Origin of the sequence: Flavimarina sp. Hel_I_48, from assembly GCF_000733945.1 — a bacterium.
Classification (GTDB): Bacteria; Bacteroidota; Bacteroidia; order Flavobacteriales; family Flavobacteriaceae; genus Leeuwenhoekiella.
In genome coordinates, this window is record NZ_JPOL01000002.1 from 3,563,911 (window position 1) to 3,582,545 (window position 18,635).

16 protein-coding genes are annotated in these 18,635 nt (G+C 40.6%); 15 read left to right on the forward strand and 1 reads right to left on the reverse strand.

Features of this window, described 5'->3' with window-relative positions; all coding sequences use genetic code 11:
- The first annotated feature begins 23 nt into the window (after positions 1 to 23).
- From fabG to P162_RS15495, 12 genes are all read left to right on the forward strand, one after another.
- Positions 24 to 770: a 3-oxoacyl-[acyl-carrier-protein] reductase gene (gene fabG, locus P162_RS15440; protein ID WP_031428638.1), complete on the forward strand. Its 747-nt coding sequence runs from the start codon at positions 24 to 26 to the stop codon at positions 768 to 770.
- Positions 771 to 867: 97 nt separating this feature from the next.
- Positions 868 to 2,901 carry a hypothetical protein gene (locus P162_RS15445; RefSeq protein ID WP_031428640.1) on the forward strand — a complete coding sequence of 678 codons (2,034 nt, stop codon included), beginning with the start codon at positions 868 to 870 and terminating at the stop codon, positions 2,899 to 2,901.
- 11 nt (positions 2,902 to 2,912) lie between these two features.
- Positions 2,913 to 3,731, forward strand: coding sequence for a prohibitin family protein (locus P162_RS15450; RefSeq protein ID WP_031428642.1), 819 nt, complete (start codon positions 2,913 to 2,915; stop codon positions 3,729 to 3,731).
- Between the two features lie 410 nt (positions 3,732 to 4,141).
- Positions 4,142 to 5,002: an ATP phosphoribosyltransferase gene (hisG, locus tag P162_RS15455; protein ID WP_031428643.1), complete on the forward strand. Its 861-nt coding sequence runs from the start codon at positions 4,142 to 4,144 to the stop codon at positions 5,000 to 5,002.
- Between the two features lie 28 nt (positions 5,003 to 5,030).
- Entirely contained in the window at positions 5,031 to 6,317 is a 1,287-nt protein-coding gene (gene hisD / locus P162_RS15460) for a histidinol dehydrogenase (RefSeq protein WP_031428645.1), read from the forward strand.
- Between the two features lie 21 nt (positions 6,318 to 6,338).
- Positions 6,339 to 7,391 (forward strand): histidinol-phosphate transaminase, encoded by a 1,053-nt coding sequence (gene hisC, locus P162_RS15465; protein ID WP_031428646.1) that lies wholly within the window; start codon positions 6,339 to 6,341, stop codon positions 7,389 to 7,391.
- A 61-nt stretch (positions 7,392 to 7,452) separates the two neighbouring features.
- Positions 7,453 to 8,592 carry a bifunctional histidinol-phosphatase/imidazoleglycerol-phosphate dehydratase HisB gene (gene hisB, locus P162_RS15470; RefSeq protein ID WP_031428647.1) on the forward strand — a complete coding sequence of 380 codons (1,140 nt, stop codon included), beginning with the start codon at positions 7,453 to 7,455 and terminating at the stop codon, positions 8,590 to 8,592.
- A gap of 75 nt (positions 8,593 to 8,667) precedes the next feature.
- Entirely contained in the window at positions 8,668 to 9,282 is a 615-nt protein-coding gene (gene hisH / locus P162_RS15475; RefSeq protein ID WP_051907957.1) for an imidazole glycerol phosphate synthase subunit HisH, read from the forward strand.
- Between the two features lie 9 nt (positions 9,283 to 9,291).
- Positions 9,292 to 10,029, forward strand: a complete 738-nt coding sequence (hisA, locus tag P162_RS15480) for a 1-(5-phosphoribosyl)-5-[(5-phosphoribosylamino)methylideneamino]imidazole-4-carboxamide isomerase (protein WP_031428650.1) — start codon at positions 9,292 to 9,294, stop codon at positions 10,027 to 10,029.
- A 30-nt stretch (positions 10,030 to 10,059) separates the two neighbouring features.
- Positions 10,060 to 10,815 carry an imidazole glycerol phosphate synthase subunit HisF gene (hisF, locus tag P162_RS15485; RefSeq protein ID WP_031428651.1) on the forward strand — a complete coding sequence of 252 codons (756 nt, stop codon included), beginning with the start codon at positions 10,060 to 10,062 and terminating at the stop codon, positions 10,813 to 10,815.
- Positions 10,782 to 11,465 (forward strand): bifunctional phosphoribosyl-AMP cyclohydrolase/phosphoribosyl-ATP diphosphatase HisIE, encoded by a 684-nt coding sequence (hisIE, locus tag P162_RS15490; RefSeq protein WP_262493930.1) that lies wholly within the window; start codon positions 10,782 to 10,784, stop codon positions 11,463 to 11,465. Before hisF ends, hisIE begins: the two co-directional genes overlap by 34 nt.
- A gap of 37 nt (positions 11,466 to 11,502) precedes the next feature.
- Positions 11,503 to 12,189 (forward strand): DUF2461 domain-containing protein, encoded by a 687-nt coding sequence (locus P162_RS15495; RefSeq protein ID WP_031428655.1) that lies wholly within the window; start codon positions 11,503 to 11,505, stop codon positions 12,187 to 12,189.
- Here P162_RS15495 and P162_RS15500 read toward each other — a convergent pair.
- Positions 12,179 to 13,342: a PAS domain-containing sensor histidine kinase gene (locus P162_RS15500; protein WP_051907959.1), complete on the reverse strand. Its 1,164-nt coding sequence runs from the start codon at positions 13,340 to 13,342 to the stop codon at positions 12,179 to 12,181. The genes P162_RS15495 and P162_RS15500 overlap by 11 nt on opposite strands.
- 186 nt (positions 13,343 to 13,528) lie before the next feature.
- Between P162_RS15500 and P162_RS15505 the strand changes: the two genes are divergently transcribed.
- Genes P162_RS15505 through P162_RS15515 form a run of 3 tightly spaced genes read left to right on the forward strand, consistent with a single transcriptional unit; the run spans position 13,529 to position 18,601 of the window.
- Entirely contained in the window at positions 13,529 to 15,382 is a 1,854-nt protein-coding gene (locus tag P162_RS15505) for a DNA topoisomerase IV subunit B (RefSeq protein WP_031428658.1), read from the forward strand.
- An 11-nt stretch (positions 15,383 to 15,393) separates the two neighbouring features.
- A complete protein-coding gene (locus P162_RS15510) occupies positions 15,394 to 15,906 on the forward strand; it encodes an O-acetyl-ADP-ribose deacetylase (RefSeq protein WP_031428660.1) in 513 nt (170 codons plus the stop codon).
- Positions 15,907 to 15,946: 40 nt separating this feature from the next.
- Positions 15,947 to 18,601: a DNA gyrase/topoisomerase IV subunit A gene (locus tag P162_RS15515; protein ID WP_051907961.1), complete on the forward strand. Its 2,655-nt coding sequence runs from the start codon at positions 15,947 to 15,949 to the stop codon at positions 18,599 to 18,601.
- Positions 18,602 to 18,635 lie beyond the last annotated feature (34 nt).

Genomic DNA, 18,635 nt, shown 5'->3' on the forward strand with positions numbered 1-18,635 from the left:
CAAAGCATAAAATTTTCAACATTATGAAATTACTTGAAGGAAAAAATATAATAATCACAGGCGCAAGTCGTGGTATAGGCCACGGTATTGCTACAGCTTTTGCAGCACAGGGAGCAAACGTTGCTTTTACCTATAGTTCTTCCGCGGGTCCCGCAGAAGCACTGGAAAAAGAGTTGACCGAAAAAGGCGTGAAGGCCAAAGCATATCAATCTGACGCTGCTTCTTTTGAGGCTTGTCAGGAACTGGTTAAACAGGTTCTCGAAGATTTTGAACAAATAGATGTACTGGTGAATAATGCTGGTATTACTAAAGACAATCTTCTCATGAGAATGGGAGAAGATGATTTTGACAAAGTTATTGAAGTCAATCTCAAATCTGTTTTCAACATGACAAAAGCGGTACAACGTACCATGTTAAAACAGCGCAAGGGCAGTATAATCAATATGAGCTCTGTTGTGGGAGTGAAAGGAAATGCAGGTCAGTCCAATTATGCGGCTTCTAAAGCGGGTATCATTGGCTTTTCCAAGTCTATGGCACTCGAACTTGGTTCCAGGAACATACGTACCAATGTAGTTGCCCCAGGATTTATAGAAACAGAAATGACCGAAAAGCTTGATGAAAAAACAATTGCAGGATGGCGCGATGCTATCCCGTTAAAACGTGGCGGAACTCCAGAGGATATCGCAAATGCCTGTATATTTCTTGCCAGCGATATGAGCGCCTATATCACGGGGCAGGTTCTTCAGGTAGATGGTGGTATGCTTACCTAATATTTCCGGTCTTTGAATCCCGATGACCAGAATGTATGAAAAAATTGTAAAAGCTGCCCCCAGGATTTAATAGCTTAGGTACTTGATTTTATAGCTGATGACGACACAAACACTATTTTTTATTATCCTCGCTGGGGTAATAGCGTTGTCTGTGTCGGTACTTTTTTACTTTTATAAGAGTAACTCGTATACAAAGCGCAACCTACTTTTTAGTATGTTGCGCTTTTTGAGTTTATATGCGCTGCTACTATTAATTATTGATCCACAGTTTGAAAGTGTGGAATACACAACCGTAAAACCAGTTCTGGCGGTTGCTATTGACAATTCAGCTTCAATAGATTTTTTAGCGGAAAAGGACGAGGTTGAAGAAGCACTCCGTAAAATACAGTCAAATACAGACCTAAATGAGCGTTTTAATATTGATTATTATCAATTTGGCACCGATCTGGAAACCCTTGACAGCCTTTCGTTTACCGAACAGCAAAGTGATCTGTCCAAACCGTTGCTCACCTTCGCTTCCATATATAAAAATGCATACGCCCCGGTGCTCATTACAGACGGTAATGCAACCATAGGGGCAGATTATGAATATAACATCACTTCCTCAAAACAACCAGTCTATTATTTAGCGGTGGGGGACACGTCGCGGTTTGAGGATTTAAAAATGGAGCAAATCAACGTAAACCGCTACGCATATCTCAATAATAAATTTCCGGTAGAAATACATACTTCCTATAGCGGCAGAGCCGAAAAATCGACGGAATTATCCGTTTTTTCGGGGAATAAGAAGGTTTTTTCGAAAAAATTGGATTTTAATTCCGCAGAAAATGGAAAGGTGACCAACTTTTACCTACCGGCCAATACCGTAGGCTTTAGACAATATACTGCGCGCATCACACCTTTTGAAGGTGAGAAAAATACCATTAACAATGAGAAAAGTTTTGGCGTAGAAGTTATTGATCAGCGTGCTAAAGTTGCTGTGGTTTATTCTTATTTACATCCAGACCTGGGTACTTTAAAAAAGGCTATTGAAAGTAACGAATTAAGGGATGCAGAACTTATAAATATCAGTGATTTTCAAATCAGTACGCTTGAGGATTATGAGTTGGTTATCCTCTTTGAGCCCACACGCGCTTTTAGTAAAGTATACAGTGGTCTTGAAAAGTTGAACAGAAACCGTTTCACGATTGCTGCGGCTAAAACAGATTACAATGCGCTAAATGCTTTTCAGGCTACTTTGAAAAAGAGAAACACAAATCAGGTTGATGAAGTGCGGCCTGAATTGAATCTCAATTTCACGGCATTTTTGATGGAAGATATAGGTTATTCTGATTTTCCGCCATTGAAAAGTGCCTTTGGGCCCAGTTCCTTAAATGGAAAAACAGAGGTACTGTTGTACAAGAATATTGCAGGAGTGCAAACGCAGGAACCGCTTCTAGCTGTAAGTGAAACCGAAGGTAGGCGCGAAGTGCTGCTATTGGCCACTGGTATCTGGAAGTGGCGGGCGCAGTCTTATCTATCCAACCAATCTTTTGAACCATTCGATAATTTTATCGATAAACTTCTGCAATATTGTATTTCTACATCTAGAAAAGATAAATTACGATTGGATTATGAGTCTTTTTACTATGGTTCACAAAACGCAATGGTGAGGGCGCAATATGTAGATGACAATTACAATTTTGACAATAGGGCTAGCCTGATGATTGAGGTTGTTAATAAAACCACGAAGAAGAGCCAGCAATTTCCTATGGTAGCAAGGAGTAATTTTTTTGAGGTTAAACTGAATATTCTTGAGGCAGGATCTTATGATTTTACAGTTCAGGTAGAAGGTGGGGAAACTTCGGCTACGGGGGCATTTACCATCATACCTTATGATATTGAGAGGCAGGCACAGAATGCTGCCTGGCCTAAACTCAAACGTGCTGCGCAGGCCTCTCAGGGCGATGTACAGACCATTGATAATCTAGAGGTGCTAATTGACAAGCTTTTAAGTGATAATAGCTATATTCCCATTCAAAGGAGTGTCAAAAAAACCGTATCTTTGATTGATTTTCATTTCCTGCTCTTTATTATCGTGGCGTGTCTTGCGATAGAATGGTTTATCAGAAAATATAACGGACTTATTTAATAAAATATACAATGGATAGATTACCAAAAGTAGGCGTGCCTATATTAATAGGAATTGTACTGCTCATTATACTTATTGCTAAATCTACCGTTACCGTAGAGTCTGGTGAGGCCGGAGTGCTTTACAAAAGATTTGGTGGAGGAGTAGTTACAGATGAACCTGCCATGGGAGAGGGTTTGCATATTGTTGCACCATGGAACAAGGTCTTCATTTACGAGACCAGAAGGCGTGATTTATCTGAAAAGATGAACGTACTTTCTTCAAATGGACTGGATATTAAACTGGATGCGACTGCATGGTACATGCCAGAGGTCAAAAATCTTGGGAAACTGCATCAGGAAATAGGAGAAGATTACGTGCAGCGAATTTTATTGCCCACAATTCGTTCTGCAGCGCGATCTGTGGTGGGCCGTTATACGCCCGAACAGTTATATTCAACAAAGCGTGACGCCATTCAAGCTGAAATCTTTGAGGAAACCAAAAAAATCATAAGTGATCAATATATAATTCTGGACGAAATACTCGTACGGGATGTGACATTGCCTTCTACTATTAAAAATGCCATTGAACGTAAATTAAAGCAGGAGCAGGAATCCCTGGAATATGAGTTTAGACTGGTTTCCGCACAAAAAGAAGCGCAGCGCCAGCGTATTGAAGCCCAGGGTAAATCTGATGCGAACCAGATATTAAGTCAATCCTTAAATGACAAAATATTAAAGGATAAAGGTATAGAAGCTACTTTAAAACTTTCCGAAAGCCCAAATGCGAAGGTTATCGTAATTGGTGCCGGAGATGATGGTATGCCGCTTATCCTTGGGGGAAGTAATTAGGAAGTCTCTGGTAGTATTTACTTAGAATATTGAATTTTTCATATTATTTTTATTAAGTTTTATTTCAGTTTCGGAATAGAAGTGTTTGCGCTTAGAATTTTTGACTAAGGTTTTCTAATTAATGAAAATCAGCGAATTGAGTTCTATTGGAATACTATGTTGGATTCAGTTTTTGGTAGTGAAACATATTTCTGTTTTTTTTAGTAGAAAACATCGAAAAAACTCTAGATTCCTAGTTCTTAAAATCATATATTTTAGTAATTTCGCTAAGGAATGAAAAGAAACATTATAAACCGTCATCATTTTAGCCCACGTAATCAAACGAGGTAATATGTGATGGTCCACACCAAAATATTTGAAACCCGTTTGAAATTTTCAAACGGGTTTTTATTTTAAAAGGTATTTAAAAAATGAGTAAAAAGATTCGTATTGCTATTCAGAAATCGGGGAGGCTCAATGAAGATTCCCTGCAAATATTAAAAGATTGTGGTATCCATATTGATAATGGCCGCGATCAACTAAAAGCCAGCGCCGGAAATTTTCCATTAGAGGTCTTTTACCTGCGCAACGGCGATATTCCCCAGTATTTGCGTGATGGAGTAGTAGATATTGCTATTATAGGTGAGAATGTATTGGTTGAAAAAGGCGAAGATATCAGTATCGCACAGAAGCTCGGTTTTTCAAAGTGCAAGGTTTCCCTAGCAATTCCCAAAGGTAAAAATTACAATACCGTTCAGGATCTTGAAGGAAAGCGCATCGCGACATCCTATCCCAATACCGTAAAACAATACCTTGAGAAGCATGGGGTCAATGCAGAGCTGCACATCATCACGGGCTCTGTGGAAATTGCACCAAACATAGGTCTTGCTGATGCGATCTGTGACATTGTTTCCAGCGGAAGCACCTTGTTCAAGAACAATCTCAAAGAAGTCGAAGTCATGCTTACATCAGAGGCTGTTCTTGCCGTTTCTCCAGGTATTGATACAGCGCGCAAAGAAATTCTTGATAAATTATTGTTCCGTATTCAGTCCATATTGAAAGGGCGGGATTACAAATATGTGCTGCTCAACGCACCGAATGAAAAAGTAGCCGATATCATTGCTTTGCTGCCCGGTATGAAAAGTCCCACCGTCTTGCCCCTCGCAGAAAAAGGCTGGAGCAGTATCCATTCTGTGGTTGGCAAAAATCGTTTTTGGGAAGTTATCAACGAACTCAAAGAAAATGGTGCGGAAGGAATTTTAGTATGTCCCATCGAAAAAATGGTGAATTAAGCCAATATAATGGCTAAAACAGCAAAAAATGAATAGAATTGAGTTTCCGCTTCGTGATACCTGGGATGCGCTTTTAAAACGGCCAGCACATACCTATGAACATATAGAATCTATTGTTCGTGATGTTTTTGAAGACGTGCGTAATTCTGGTGATGAGGCGCTTAAAAAATATACCGAAAAATTCGACGGGGTTTCTTTGTCAAAAATTGGTGTAAATGAAGCCGAGTTCGATGCTGCCGCTGCCCAACTTGACGACGCACTCAAAAATGCCATAGTGCTTGCCAAGAATAATATCGAAACCTTTCACCGGGCACAACGTACGGAGCGAGTTTCCGTAGAAACCGCGCCGGGAGTACAATGCTGGCAGGAAAAACGTCCCATTGCAAAAGTGGGGCTTTATATTCCTGGTGGTACTGCGCCTTTGTTTTCATCCATATTGATGCTGGCATTACCGGCAAAAATAGCAGGTTGCCGGGAAATCGTACTTTGCTCCCCACCGGATAAATCGGGCAATTTGAATCCGGCGATTTTATACACCGCCTACTTGTGTGGTGTTACACAAATTTTTAAAGTGGGCGGTATTCAGGCGATTGCCGCAATGACTTTTGGCACGCCAAGTATCCCAAAAACTTATAAGATTTTTGGACCGGGCAATCAATATGTTACCGTTGCAAAACAGATGGCGACACGCTATAATGTGGCGATTGATATGCCCGCCGGCCCTTCGGAATTACTTGTGGTTGCTGATGATAGCGCGAATGCCGCGTTCGTTGCTTCAGACTTATTGAGTCAGGCGGAACACGGCGTCGATAGCCAGGTTATTCTGGTTACCACATCAAAATCTATGCTAGAGGCGGTTGAAGAGGAAATTGAAGCGCAAATCAACCAACTGCCGCGCAAGGAAATTGCAAAAAAAGCTATTGCAAACAGTAAATTGATTTTGGTCAATGACAATAGGCAAGCTTTGGATTTAATAGATGCTTATGGACCAGAACATTTTATAGTGTGCATGAAGGATGCTGATTTCTTTGTTGATCAAATCCAGAATGCAGGATCGGTTTTTATAGGAAATTATACACCAGAAAGCGCGGGTGATTATGCTTCGGGGACAAATCATACCCTTCCTACAAATGGTTATGCAAAGCAGTATAGCGGTGTGAACCTGGACAGTTTTATGAAGCAAATGACCTTTCAAAAAGTTTCTGAGGAAGGGATTCAAAACATTGGCCCCGCTATAGAACTTATGGCCGAGGCCGAAGGGTTGCAGGCGCACAAAAATGCTGTAACGCTCCGTCTGGAATCACTAAAACCTTAACCGGATTTTATTACTACACTGATGAAAATAGAAGATTTTAATATCAAAAGCCTTATACGTCCCAATGTGGAGCGTATGAAACCTTATTCTTCCGCTCGGGATGAATTCAAGGATTTCAAGGAGGATATGGTTTTTCTAGATGCGAATGAAAATCCTTTTGAAAATGGGGTGAACCGCTATCCAGATCCGCGACAGGCGACTTTAAAATCCCATCTGTCCACCTTAAAAAGGGTTCCCGTTGATCAGATTCTTTTTGGCAATGGTAGTGATGAAGTGCTTGACTTGATCTTCAGGGCTTTTTGTGAACCGCGGCAGGACAATGTGATCACGCTCCCACCCACGTATGGCATGTACGGCGTACTCGCAGATACAAACGATGTTGGCAATAAGGAAGTGCTTTTAAATACAGATTTTGAACCTGATATAGACGCGATTTTAAACGCGGTAGACGCAAATACAAAACTTATTTTTCTATGTTCGCCAAACAACCCTACGGGAAATAGATTTGAAGATAAAGCGATAGAAAAACTGCTCAGCAATTTTAAGGGTTTGGTCGTCATTGATGAAGCTTACGCAGACTTTTCTTCAGCTGAAAGTTGGTCAACGCGCCTGCATGATTATCCTAATCTCATCGTCACCCAGACACTCTCAAAAGCCTATGGTATGGCGGGTATACGCCTGGGTATTTGTTTTGCTTCCGAAGAAATCATTGAGGTTTTGCACAAGATAAAACCACCCTACAACGTTAATGAACTTACCCAAAAAAAGGCTTTACAGCGTATAATGGATGAAAATGTGGTTCAAAAAGAAATAAATACTATTCTTGAAGAACGCGAAAAACTGCTTAAAACGCTCAAAAATGTCCCTTTTGTGGCCAAAATTTACCCTTCTGAAGCCAATTTTATCCTTGCCAAAGTTGATGATGCCAATAAACGCTACGACCAATTATTGACTGAAGGAATTGTGGTACGCAACCGCAGCAAACAGCCCCTGTGTGAGAATTCACTGCGTTTTACGGTAGGCACGACTGTAGAAAACAGTAAATTAATTGAAGTTTTAAATAAATTGAACTAAACTTTACAACGATAAGCTGAGAAGTCAGTTTTGGTTTGAATAATAGATTCCGAATAAAGCGATGAACAAGAAAAAAGTACTTTTTATAGACCGGGACGGCACCATGATTAAAGAAACTGTTGATGAACAGATTGATGCTTTTGATAAAATGGTATTTTATCCCAGTGTCTTTACCTATCTGGGTAAAATAGCGAAGGAACTGGGTTATGAACTGGCGATGATCACAAACCAGGATGGTTTGGGAACAGAGGCTTTTCCTGAGGAAACGTTTTGGCCTGTTCATAATTTTATAATGAAAGCTTTTGAGAATGAAGGGGTCGTTTTTGACGATGTTTTTATAGATCGTACGTTTCCTCACGAAAACGCAGATACGCGTAAACCTGGCACCGGATTGCTGAAAAAGTATTTTACCGAAGACTACGATCTTAAAAATTCGTTTGTCATTGGCGACCGACTCACCGATATGGAACTCGCTAAAAACCTGGGTGCAAAAGGTATTTTTATTGATGACAAAACACATCTGGGCGAATCGGAAATTACCATTAACCGTGGGGAAATAGATGATTTTATTGCATTGTCAAGTAATAACTGGCAGGAAATCTATGAATTTTTGAAGCTGGAGGCGCGTACTTCAGAAATTTCGAGAAAAACCAATGAAACCGATATTTATATCAAACTCAACCTTGATGGCACCGGTAAAAGCAAAATTGATACGGGTCTGGCCTTTTTTGACCATATGCTGGATCAGGTTTCACGCCATGGTGCCATGGACTTAGAGATTAAAGTGAACGGTGACCTGGAAGTTGATGAACACCACACGATTGAAGATACAGCGATCGCGCTGGGCGAACTGTTCAGCAAAGCGCTGGGCAACAAGCTGGGCATTGAGCGTTATGGTTTTTGCCTTCCCATGGATGATTGTTTGGCACAGGCTGCAATTGATTTTGGCGGCCGCAACTGGCTGGTTTGGGAAGCAGGTTTCAAGAGGGAAAAAATAGGGGAAATGCCTACGGAAATGTTCTATCATTTCTTTAAATCCTTTACTGATGGTGCAAAGGCAAATCTTAACATCAAGGCAGAGGGAACAAATGAGCATCATAAAATTGAAGCTATTTTCAAAGCCTTTGCAAAAGCGATAAAAATGGCAGTCAAACGTGATCCTGAGCGTATGTGGCTTCCCAGTACGAAGGGTGTTTTGTAGATTCATCTCCCTAACCCCCTAAGGGGGAATAGTTAAAAGTAAATAAATGATTGAGAATAAAAAATTAGATAAGTCATCCACAAAAAACTTGGCTCCTCCTTCGGGGGCAGGGGGGTTGTCATCATCAATTATGGAGCTGGCAATATACAGAGTTTAAAATTTGCTTTTAAACGCCTGGGCGTTGAAGCTGTGCTCAGCCACGATGAAGAAGAAATACGCAACGCAGACCGCGTCATTTTTCCTGGTGTGGGCGAGGCAAAAAGCGCAATGGCCAAATTAAAAGATACCGGTCTGGATAGCGTTATACCCACGCTTACCCAACCTGTCTTAGGCATCTGCCTTGGCATGCAGCTGATGTGTAACAGCACTACGGAAGGAAATACGAAAGGTTTGGGTATTTTTGATGTGGATGTGGTTCGGTTTGAAAATACGGTAAAAGTGCCGCAAATAGGTTGGAACCAGATTACCGACTTGAAAACCGATCTTTTTAAAGATATTCCCGAGGCGAGTTATATGTATCTTGTCCATAGTTTTTATGCGAAAAAGTGTTCAGAAGCGATCGCTTTTACAGAGTACGGTCTCGAGTATGCATCTGCTTTAAATAAGGATAATTTTTACGGCGCGCAGTTTCATCCGGAGAAAAGTTCAAAAGTTGGTGAACAGATTTTAAAGAATTTCCTTTCCATTTAAAAGAAAAATATGCGAATAATACCCGCAATAGATATTATAGACGGTAAATGTGTGCGCCTTTCCAAGGGTGATTATGCGACAAAAAAAGTATACAATGAGAACCCTCTGGAAGTAGCAAAGCACTTCGAGGCTCATGGGATCACGTACTTACACCTTGTAGATCTTGACGGCGCAAAGAGCAAGCATATTGTAAATCATACGATTTTAGAACAAATAACAGGCAAAACGAGCTTAAAAGTAGATTTTGGCGGTGGATTAAAGACTGATGAGGATTTGCGCATCGCCTTTGAATGTGGCGCGAATCAAATTACCGGAGGAAGTATCGCGGTTAAAGATCCAGATGTTTTTGAAGGATGGATTCAGAAGTTTGGCGATGAAAAGATAATTCTTGGCGCTGACGCTACAGATGAAAAGGTAGCGGTTAGTGGATGGACGGAAGAATCCAATGAAAAACTGGTTCCTTTTATACAAAAATACCAGCAAAAAGGCATTAAATACGTGATTTGTACAGATATCAGCAAAGATGGTATGCTTGAAGGTCCGGCGTTTGATCTTTATAAAAAGATACTTGAAGAAGCAGAAAATGCTGATAATCCCTTAAAATTGATCGCTTCTGGCGGAATTTCTGAATTCGACGAATTACCAAAACTTGCCCAGTTAGGCTGTCATGGAACCATAATTGGCAAGGCCATTTATGAGAACAGAATCACCCTTAAGCAGCTTGAAAAATTCATCCTTCAGTTTTAGGATGTAAGAAATAACAAAATAAGAAAAGCAGTGCTCACAAAACGCATCATTCCCTGTCTCGATATTAAAAACGGAAGAACCGTAAAAGGTATTAATTTTGTAGATCTTCGCGATGCGGGCGATCCAGTTGAACTTGCCGCAAAATATGCAGAAACCGGTGCTGACGAACTCGTATTTCTCGATATTTCTGCCACGGAAGAGAGACGCAAAACCCTGGCCAAACTCGTAAACAGGGTTGCGGAAAAAATCAACATTCCGTTTACCGTGGGCGGTGGAATTTCAAGTGTGGAAGACGTTGATGTTCTTTTACAGAACGGAGCGGATAAAGTCTCAATCAACTCCGCGGCGGTACGCAATCCACAATTGATCAATGATCTGGCGGCTAAATTTGGTTCGCAGTGTGTGGTCGTTGCCATAGATGCAAAACAAATAAATGGAAGGTGGATCGTGCATCTTATGGGTGGAAAAACGCCCACCGAACATGACCTTTTTGACTGGGCGAAAGAAGTAGAGCAACGCGGGGCAGGGGAAATTTTGTTTACTTCCATGAATAATGACGGCACTAAAAATGGTTTTGCCAATATCGCTTTGGCAAAACTCTCCCAAGATCTTAACATTCCCATTATTGCTTCCGGCGGGGCCGGAAACGTGCAGCATTTTATTGACGCTTTTAAAGAAGGCAAAGCCGATGCTGCCCTAGCGGCAAGTGTTTTCCATTTCAAGGAAATTGAAATACCAGATTTAAAGAAACAATTGCAGGAAGCCAAAATCTCCATGCGGATTTAAGAAATAATCCTCTTGAAAACTCCTCTAATTTTAACGCAAGTAATACGATTAAAATGCAAATAAAATACAATAGCGACGGTCTTGTACCGGCAATCATACAGGATGCCAAAACAAAAAATGTACTTATGCTGGGCTACATGAACGAAGAAGCTTTCCTTAAAACAAACGAACTTAAGAAAGTCACTTTCTACAGCCGAAGCAAGAAAAGACTATGGACAAAAGGGGAGGAGAGCGGTAATTTTCTTGAGTTGGTCACCATTAAGAACGATTGTGATAATGACACCTTGCTCATTACCGTTAATCCCGTAGGTCCCACGTGTCATACCGGTACAGCTACCTGCTGGGGAGGGGAAAACAAACAGGATTTTGGTTTTTTCAGTGATCTGGAACATGTTATTGAAGACCGAAAGAAAAACAGCGCTAACGACAATAGTTATGTGGCAAGCCTTTTTAGAAGCGGAATCAATAAAATTGCACAAAAAGTAGGTGAAGAAGCGGTAGAAACGGTAATTGAAGCAAAAGATGATAATGACGATTTGTTCTTAAATGAAAGTGCAGACTTGCTATTTCACTATCTTATTTTGCTCAAGGCTAAAGGTTTTGGCTTAAAAGATATAGAAAACGTTCTTTTAGACCGAAAAAAAGACTGATTTCAACCAATTTTTAAACCAAAACACCACTTTATAAATGGCTGTCCAACTCAACGAAGATATTTTTAAATTTCTGAATGCCTTAAAAGAAAACAATCAACGCGAATGGATGGCAGAGAACAAGCCGTGGTATCTTAAAAACGAAGCGCTTTTAAAGTCATTTTATGGCGAAATTCAGGACGGGCTGAACACATTTGATCATATTGAGAAAACAAAGGTGTTTAGGATTCACCGGGATGTTCGGTTCAGTAAAAATAAGACGCCGTACAATGTGCATCGCAGCGCAAGTTTTAGCAGGGAAGGTGCACACAGGCGTGGCGGGTATTACTTGCGTATAGAACCGGGCGGAAAATCAAGAATGGCAGGCGGCTTTTTCAATCCGAACCCGGCTGATTTAAAACGTATCCGTAAAGAATTTGAAGTAGATGCAGCGCCTATACGGACTATTCTCAATGCTACGAAGTTTAAAAAAGCCTTTAGTGGTTTAAATACCAATAATCAGGTAAAAACAGCACCGCGAGGTTTTGATATAGAAAACCCTGCGAACGATTTGATTAAAAATAAAAGCTTCGTAGTGAGTCACTCCTTTTCAGATCAAGAAGTGCTTTCAGCAAATTTTAAAGAACAACTACTTGACCATTACAGGTTATTACAGCCTTTTTTTGAATATATGAGCGAAGTACTCACCACAGATTTAAACGGGGCATCCTTACTTAATCAGTAACCATCATATCTTTTGGAAAATTGATATAAATGGTAGTACCCACCTCATCATTGGTTTTGAAGGATATGCTGCCACCATGCGTTTCTGTGATCAATTTTGCGATATAAGTTCCCAGACCGGTACCTTTATCTTTACCTGCGGTTGTATATTTTTCAAAAAAATTATCACGCATAGTATCAGGAATAAGTCCTTGATTTGTAACTTCGATAAGCAAACTCTTATCTGTATTGACAGAAATATTCACAGTCGCCTTTTTTGGTGAGGCTTCCGCAGCGTTGTTCAGCAAGTTTTTGAAAAGGCGTTTTATGTAAAACCTATCTGCATTGAGTTCTAGTTGCTGGCCTTCTTTTTCAAGTTCTCTTCCATCCAGAAAATATTGAGGCGAAATTTCTTTATCTACATTATTTTCTATTATTTCCTGCATTTGAAATTTTATCACCTCAAACAGATCAAAATTTTGCATCTTGGGCTTATAATTACCACCTTCCATCTTGGCATAACCATTAGAAGCTTCAAGCAATTCTAAAGTGTCGTTGCCAATGTTTTTAATCATTTTCAGCCATTTTAGTTGATCTTCTGTAGGTTTAGAATTTTCTAAAATACTCGCTATACTTACTATCGCGCCTAAATTGTTGCGCATATCATGTTCTGCCAGTTCTTTGGCATTATCCTGTGCGGTAATTTTGCTTTCTAAAATTTCAATGGTTAGACGCAGTTTATTGAGTGTGTCATCAATATCTTTCGCCCGTACCACAAGTGTCATCTTACGAGGTTTCTTGTCAACCTCTCCATCCATATATGCAGCATTAGTAACTATGTCAAATTTTTTGCCATATTTATCCTGAACCGTCCATTTTCCTCTAAGTTCAAACTTTTTACTTAAAAAGTCCTCATGTAATTTCTCCAGGACGGGCCGTTCCGCTTTTGGAACAACCATGGTAAATTCTTTGCCTATAAGTTCATCAGAACTATATTTGTAAATATCGCAATACGCTTGGTTGACATCTGTAAAAAAACCCTGTTCATTGGTAATACAGATACCTATGGGCATTTCATTAAAAACTTTATAGGAAAGATCATTATCTTTCTCAAATGCACTTTTTATAAATTGCAAATCTAGAGCGGTTTTAGAAACCTTTGAATTTGAGGACATTTAGCAATTATTATTGTTGAAAATAATAGTTTATTTTTTTAAAAGTTTAAAAGTAATTAATTATCTGTTATTTTATGCTTTCCAACGATGTTTTAACAGCGAAATAGTGTGAATTGTTAATTACTTTGGTCAACTACAGATGGCTTAAAAGTTTTCAAATGGTTAAATTAGCGAACATTCAAAAAGATGGCAGAAGAAACAAAGTACACCGAAGATAATATTCGCTCCTTAGACTGGAAAGAACATATACGTATGCGCCCGGGTATGTATATAGGAAAGTTGGGCGATGGTTCTAGCGGTGATGATGGTATTTACATCTTGCTAAAAGAAGTTCTTGACAATTCTATTGATGAATTTGTCATGGGAGCTGGCAAAACCATTGAGGTGAGCATACAGGGCAGTCGCGTGATCGTGCGGGATTATGGCCGTGGTATCCCGCTGGGAAAGGTGGTTGACGTGGTTTCAAAAATGAATACCGGTGGTAAATATGATTCCAAGGCTTTTAAAAAATCTGTTGGTCTCAATGGTGTGGGTACAAAAGCCGTCAATGCCTTATCAGAATATTTTAGGGTAGAGTCTTCCCGTGATGGAAAATCAGCTTCTGCGGAATTTGCACAGGGAAACCTTACAGAGGAAGAATTCCTGGAAGAAACCTCCCGCAGAAAAGGAACCAAAGTAACCTTTGTTCCCGATGAGATTATCTTTAAAAAATATAAATACCGTAATGAGTATGTTGAGAAAATGCTCAAAAATTATGTGTATTTAAATCCAGGTCTTACCATTGTTTTCAACGGGGAGAAATTTTATTCAGAAAACGGACTAAAAGATTTACTGGGCGAGAGCATTGATGTTAGTGATATGGTTTATCCTATTATCCACTTACGTGGCGAGGATATTGAAGTGGCGATCACGCATAGCCGAACACAATATTCAGAAGAATATCACTCGTTTGTTAATGGACAGAACACCACACAGGGTGGTACGCACCAGGCGGCTTTCCGGGAATCGATTGTAAAGACCATACGTGATTTTTATGGAAAGAATTACGACGCCTCAGACGTAAGAAAATCTATCGTTTCCGCAGTAAGTATTAAGGTGATGGAACCGGTTTTTGAATCACAGACCAAGACAAAACTGGGTTCTACGGATATGGGCGGTGAATTGCCTACGGTGCGAACCTATATCAATGATTTTCTTAAGCGCAACCTGGACAATTACCTGCATAAAAACCCGGATACGGCAGAGCAGCTGCAACGCAAAATATTACAGGCAGAGCGCGAGCGTAAAGACCTGAGTGGCATCCGGAAATTAGCCAAAGACCGCGCGAAAAAAGCGAGTTTGCATAACAAAAAACTCCGGGATTGCCGTATCCATTTAGTGGACAGTAAAAAAGAGCGCAATCTGGAAAGCACGCTTTTCATAACGGAAGGGGATTCTGCTTCGGGATCGATTACCAAGTCGCGCGATGTTAATACCCAGGCGGTTTTCAGCCTGCGGGGCAAGCCGCTCAATTCCTATAACATGAGCAAAAAAATTGTTTATGAAAACGAAGAATTCAACTTATTGCAGGCAGCGCTCAATATTGAAGAATCCATTGAAGATTTAAGGTATAACAACATTGTGATAGCTACAGATGCAGACGTTGACGGGATGCACATCCGGTTGTTACTGATTACTTTTTTCCTTCAGTTTTTTCCGGAATTGATCAAAGAAAACCACCTTTATATATTGGAAACCCCACTTTTTAGGGTACGGAACAAGAAAAAAACAATCTATTGTTACAGCGAGCAGGAACGCCGCGATGCCATGGAAGAACTGAGCGGGAAACCAGAAATAACGCGATTTAAAGGTTTAGGTGAAATCTCACCAGATGAATTCAAACATTTTATAGGTGATAATATTCGATTGGCGCCGGTCATGCTTGAAAAAGGAATGTCTATTGAAGAAATCCTTTCCTTTTATATGGGCAAAAACACGCCAGACCGACAAAAATTTATAATAGAAAACTTAAAAGTTGAACTTGATCCCGTTTCGGCTTAAAAAGAAATTACATGATTATTGAACTGGTACAAGGTGATATTACGAAGATCCAAGTTGATGCGATCGTAAATGCGGCAAATAGCGCGCTGCGTGGCGGGGGTGGTGTTGACGGTGCCATTCACGCGGCCGGCGGAAGCGAAATTCTTGAAGAATGCATGCAAATTAGAGGAGGCTGCCCGGTAGGCGAAGCACGAATCACCACTGCCGGAAAATTACCGGCAAAAAAGGTGATTCATACGGTGGGTCCGCAATGGGGCAAAGAAGATAAGGAAGAAGAAAAACTGGCCAATTGTTATATAAACAGCCTGGAATTGGCAAGAAAACACGGTCTGAACAGCATTGCTTTTCCTAATATAAGTACCGGTATCTATCATTTTCCGAAGCAAAAAGCGGCTGAAATTGCCATAAAAACGGTAAAAAAGAACATAAAACCCGGTCAGGAAGTGTTTTTTGTTTGTTATGATGATGAAAATTTTGCTATATATAAACAAGAACTTCAGGCGCACGCGGCGCAGGACCAATAAAATAAAGCACAACCTTTAGAAACTTCCGGAAGAAGCAACAATGAGCGAAAATTACGAAGACCCAAATAGCAACAACGAAGAGGAAGAAAATTCTGGTGAGACCATTACCCGGGTTACGGGCATGTTTAAGGACTGGTTTCTTGATTATGCTTCTTATGTGATCCTGGAGCGGGCCGTTCCAGCAATAGAGGATGGTTTTAAGCCTGTGCAGCGTCGTATCATGCATTCCATGAAAGACCTTGACGATGGCCGTTACAATAAAGTGGCCAATATCGTGGGTCACACCATGCAGTACCACCCGCACGGTGATGCCAGTATTGGCGATGCCATGGTACAAATGGGCCAGAAAGATTTACTCATTGACACCCAGGGAAACTGGGGGAACATCCTTACCGGGGACAGCGCGGCGGCATCTCGTTATATTGAGGCACGTGTTTCTAAATTTGCGGGGGAAGTACTTTATAGCCCTAAGATCACCGAATGGCAGTCCAGTTATGATGGCCGTAAAAAAGAGCCTATCAACCTTCCGGTAAAGTTTCCTTTGTTGCTCGCTCAAGGCGCGGAGGGAATCGCTGTTGGGCTCAGTACAAAGGTTCTACCACACAATTTTATTGAACTGATAGATGCTTCCATAAAGCATTTAAAGGGTAAAAAATTTACTATTTTGCCTGATTTTCCTACCGCGGGCGAGGCTGATTTTAGCGATTATAAAGATGGAAGACGTGGCGGGAAAGTGCGTGTGCGCGCAAAAATAGAGCAGCAGGATAAAAATACCCTTGTTATTACCCAACTTCCCTTTAGTACCAATACGGTCACGCTGATCGACTCGATCTTAAAGGCAAATGACAAGGGGAAAATAAAGATCAAAAAGATAGAGGATAATACCTCTGCAGAGGTAGAGATCGTTATTCACCTTCCGCCGGGCATGTCGCCAGACAAAACTATTGACGCGCTTTACGCATTTACGAATTGTGAGGTCTCCATATCACCGCTGGGCTGCGTTATTGAAGATAATAAGCCGCTTTTTGTGGGCGTAAGCGAGATGCTGCGTATTTCTACGGAAAGGACTAAGGAACTGCTTAGGCAGGAACTTGAAATCCAGCTACAGGAACTGGAATCCCAATGGCATTTTGCTTCGCTCGAACGTATTTTTATAGAAAACAGGATCTACCGCGATATTGAAGAGGAAGAAACCTGGGAAGGAGTGATCGATGCCATAGATAAAGGGCTTCAACCATACATTAACCATTTGAAACGGCCGGTAATTGAAGAAGATATTGTTCGGCTTACCGAAATACGAATCAAACGGATCTCAAAATTCGATATAGATAAAGCGCAGCAGAAAATTGATGCGCTTGAAGGCGAAATTACTACCGTAAAGAACCACCTGAGCACGCTTACCCAATATACCATTGATTATTTTACGCGACTTAAAGAAACCTATGGCAAAGGGCGCGAACGTAATACCGAAATCAAGATTTTTGAGGATATTGAGGCCAGTAAAGTAGTTATCAGGAACACAAAACTTTACGTAAACCGTAAGGAAGGTTTTGTGGGCACCAGCCTTAAAAAAGATGAATACGTCACAGACTGTGCAGATATTGATGATATCATTGTTTTTACTAAAGATTGTAAAATGATGGTCACCAAAGTGGATAGTAAAACCTTTGTGGGCAAGGATATCCTTCATGTGGCGGTCTTTAAAAAGAAAGACAAGCGTACCATTTACAATATGATTTATAAAGATGGCGCAAAGGGAAGTACTTATGTAAAGCGTTTTAATGTCACCAGTATGACCCGTGATAGGGAATATGATCTTGCCAAGGGTAAAAAAGGTTCCACCGTATTTTACTTTAGCGCGAATGCAAACGGCGAAGCCGAAGTGGTCACGGTTTACCTGCGGGCGATCGGTAATATTAAAAAGCTCAAATTTGACCTTGATTTTGCCGAAATCCTTATAAAGTCAAGAACCGCAAAAGGGAACCTCGTCTCTAAACATGCCGTACGAACTATTGATCTTAAAGAAAAAGGTGTTTCAACTTTAAAACCTCGAAAGATTTGGTTTGATGAAACCGTACAGCGCATCAATACGGATGAACGCGGCGAATTGTTAGGTGAATTCAAGGGAGAAGATCGGTTGCTTATACTGACTCAGGAAGGTGTTGTACGCACTATAAGTCCGGAAATTACCGTGCATTTTCCTGATAAAATGATCATTTTGGAGAAATGGATTCCTGAGAAACCTATTTCTGCGGTTTATTGGGATGGGAACAAAGAGCGCTATTACGTAAAACGTTTTCTAGTAGAAAATCCCGAAAAAGATGAGGAATTTATAACGGATCATCCAGATAGCCAACTGGAAATTGTTTCCACAGATTACAGACCGGTTATTGAAATAGGTTTTTATAAAGAACGCAACAAAGATCAAAAGGAAAACGAAATTTATGAACTGGATGAATTTATCGCGGTTAAAGGTATCACGGCGCAGGGCAACCAGCTTTACACAGAAAAGCTGAAACAAATCAATTTGCTGGACCCTCTTCCACAGGAAGAGCCAGAAGCGGAAACGGAAACTCATGAAGAGAAGGAAGAGCCCTCTGGCGATGACCCCAACCCTAAGAAACCTCTGGATCCTGATGCGACCTATCGCAGGACAGATGACGATGAGGAAGGTCAAAAATCATTATTCGATTAAAAAAAAACCTGCAATGTACAGTTTCATTGCAGGT

What these genes read in the sequence shown, in the direction of transcription:
- P162_RS15450 (WP_031428642.1), top strand. Translation starts at nt 2,913, where the DNA reads ATGGATAGATTACCAAAAGTAGGCGTGCCTATATTAATAGGAATTGTA.
- P162_RS15510 (WP_031428660.1), top strand. Translation starts at nt 15,394, where the DNA reads ATGATTATTGAACTGGTACAAGGTGATATTACGAAGATCCAAGTTGAT.
- P162_RS15495 (WP_031428655.1), top strand. Translation starts at nt 11,503, where the DNA reads ATGGCTGTCCAACTCAACGAAGATATTTTTAAATTTCTGAATGCCTTA.
- P162_RS15445 (WP_031428640.1), top strand. Translation starts at nt 868, where the DNA reads ATGACGACACAAACACTATTTTTTATTATCCTCGCTGGGGTAATAGCG.
- hisD (WP_031428645.1), top strand. Translation starts at nt 5,031, where the DNA reads ATGAATAGAATTGAGTTTCCGCTTCGTGATACCTGGGATGCGCTTTTA.
- P162_RS15515 (WP_051907961.1), top strand. Translation starts at nt 15,947, where the DNA reads ATGAGCGAAAATTACGAAGACCCAAATAGCAACAACGAAGAGGAAGAA.
- hisB (WP_031428647.1), top strand. Translation starts at nt 7,453, where the DNA reads ATGAACAAGAAAAAAGTACTTTTTATAGACCGGGACGGCACCATGATT.
- hisA (WP_031428650.1), top strand. Translation starts at nt 9,292, where the DNA reads ATGCGAATAATACCCGCAATAGATATTATAGACGGTAAATGTGTGCGC.
- hisG (WP_031428643.1), top strand. Translation starts at nt 4,142, where the DNA reads ATGAGTAAAAAGATTCGTATTGCTATTCAGAAATCGGGGAGGCTCAAT.
- P162_RS15500 (WP_051907959.1), bottom strand. Translation starts at nt 13,342, where the DNA reads ATGTCCTCAAATTCAAAGGTTTCTAAAACCGCTCTAGATTTGCAATTT.
- hisC (WP_031428646.1), top strand. Translation starts at nt 6,339, where the DNA reads ATGAAAATAGAAGATTTTAATATCAAAAGCCTTATACGTCCCAATGTG.
- fabG (WP_031428638.1), top strand. Translation starts at nt 24, where the DNA reads ATGAAATTACTTGAAGGAAAAAATATAATAATCACAGGCGCAAGTCGT.
- P162_RS15505 (WP_031428658.1), top strand. Translation starts at nt 13,529, where the DNA reads ATGGCAGAAGAAACAAAGTACACCGAAGATAATATTCGCTCCTTAGAC.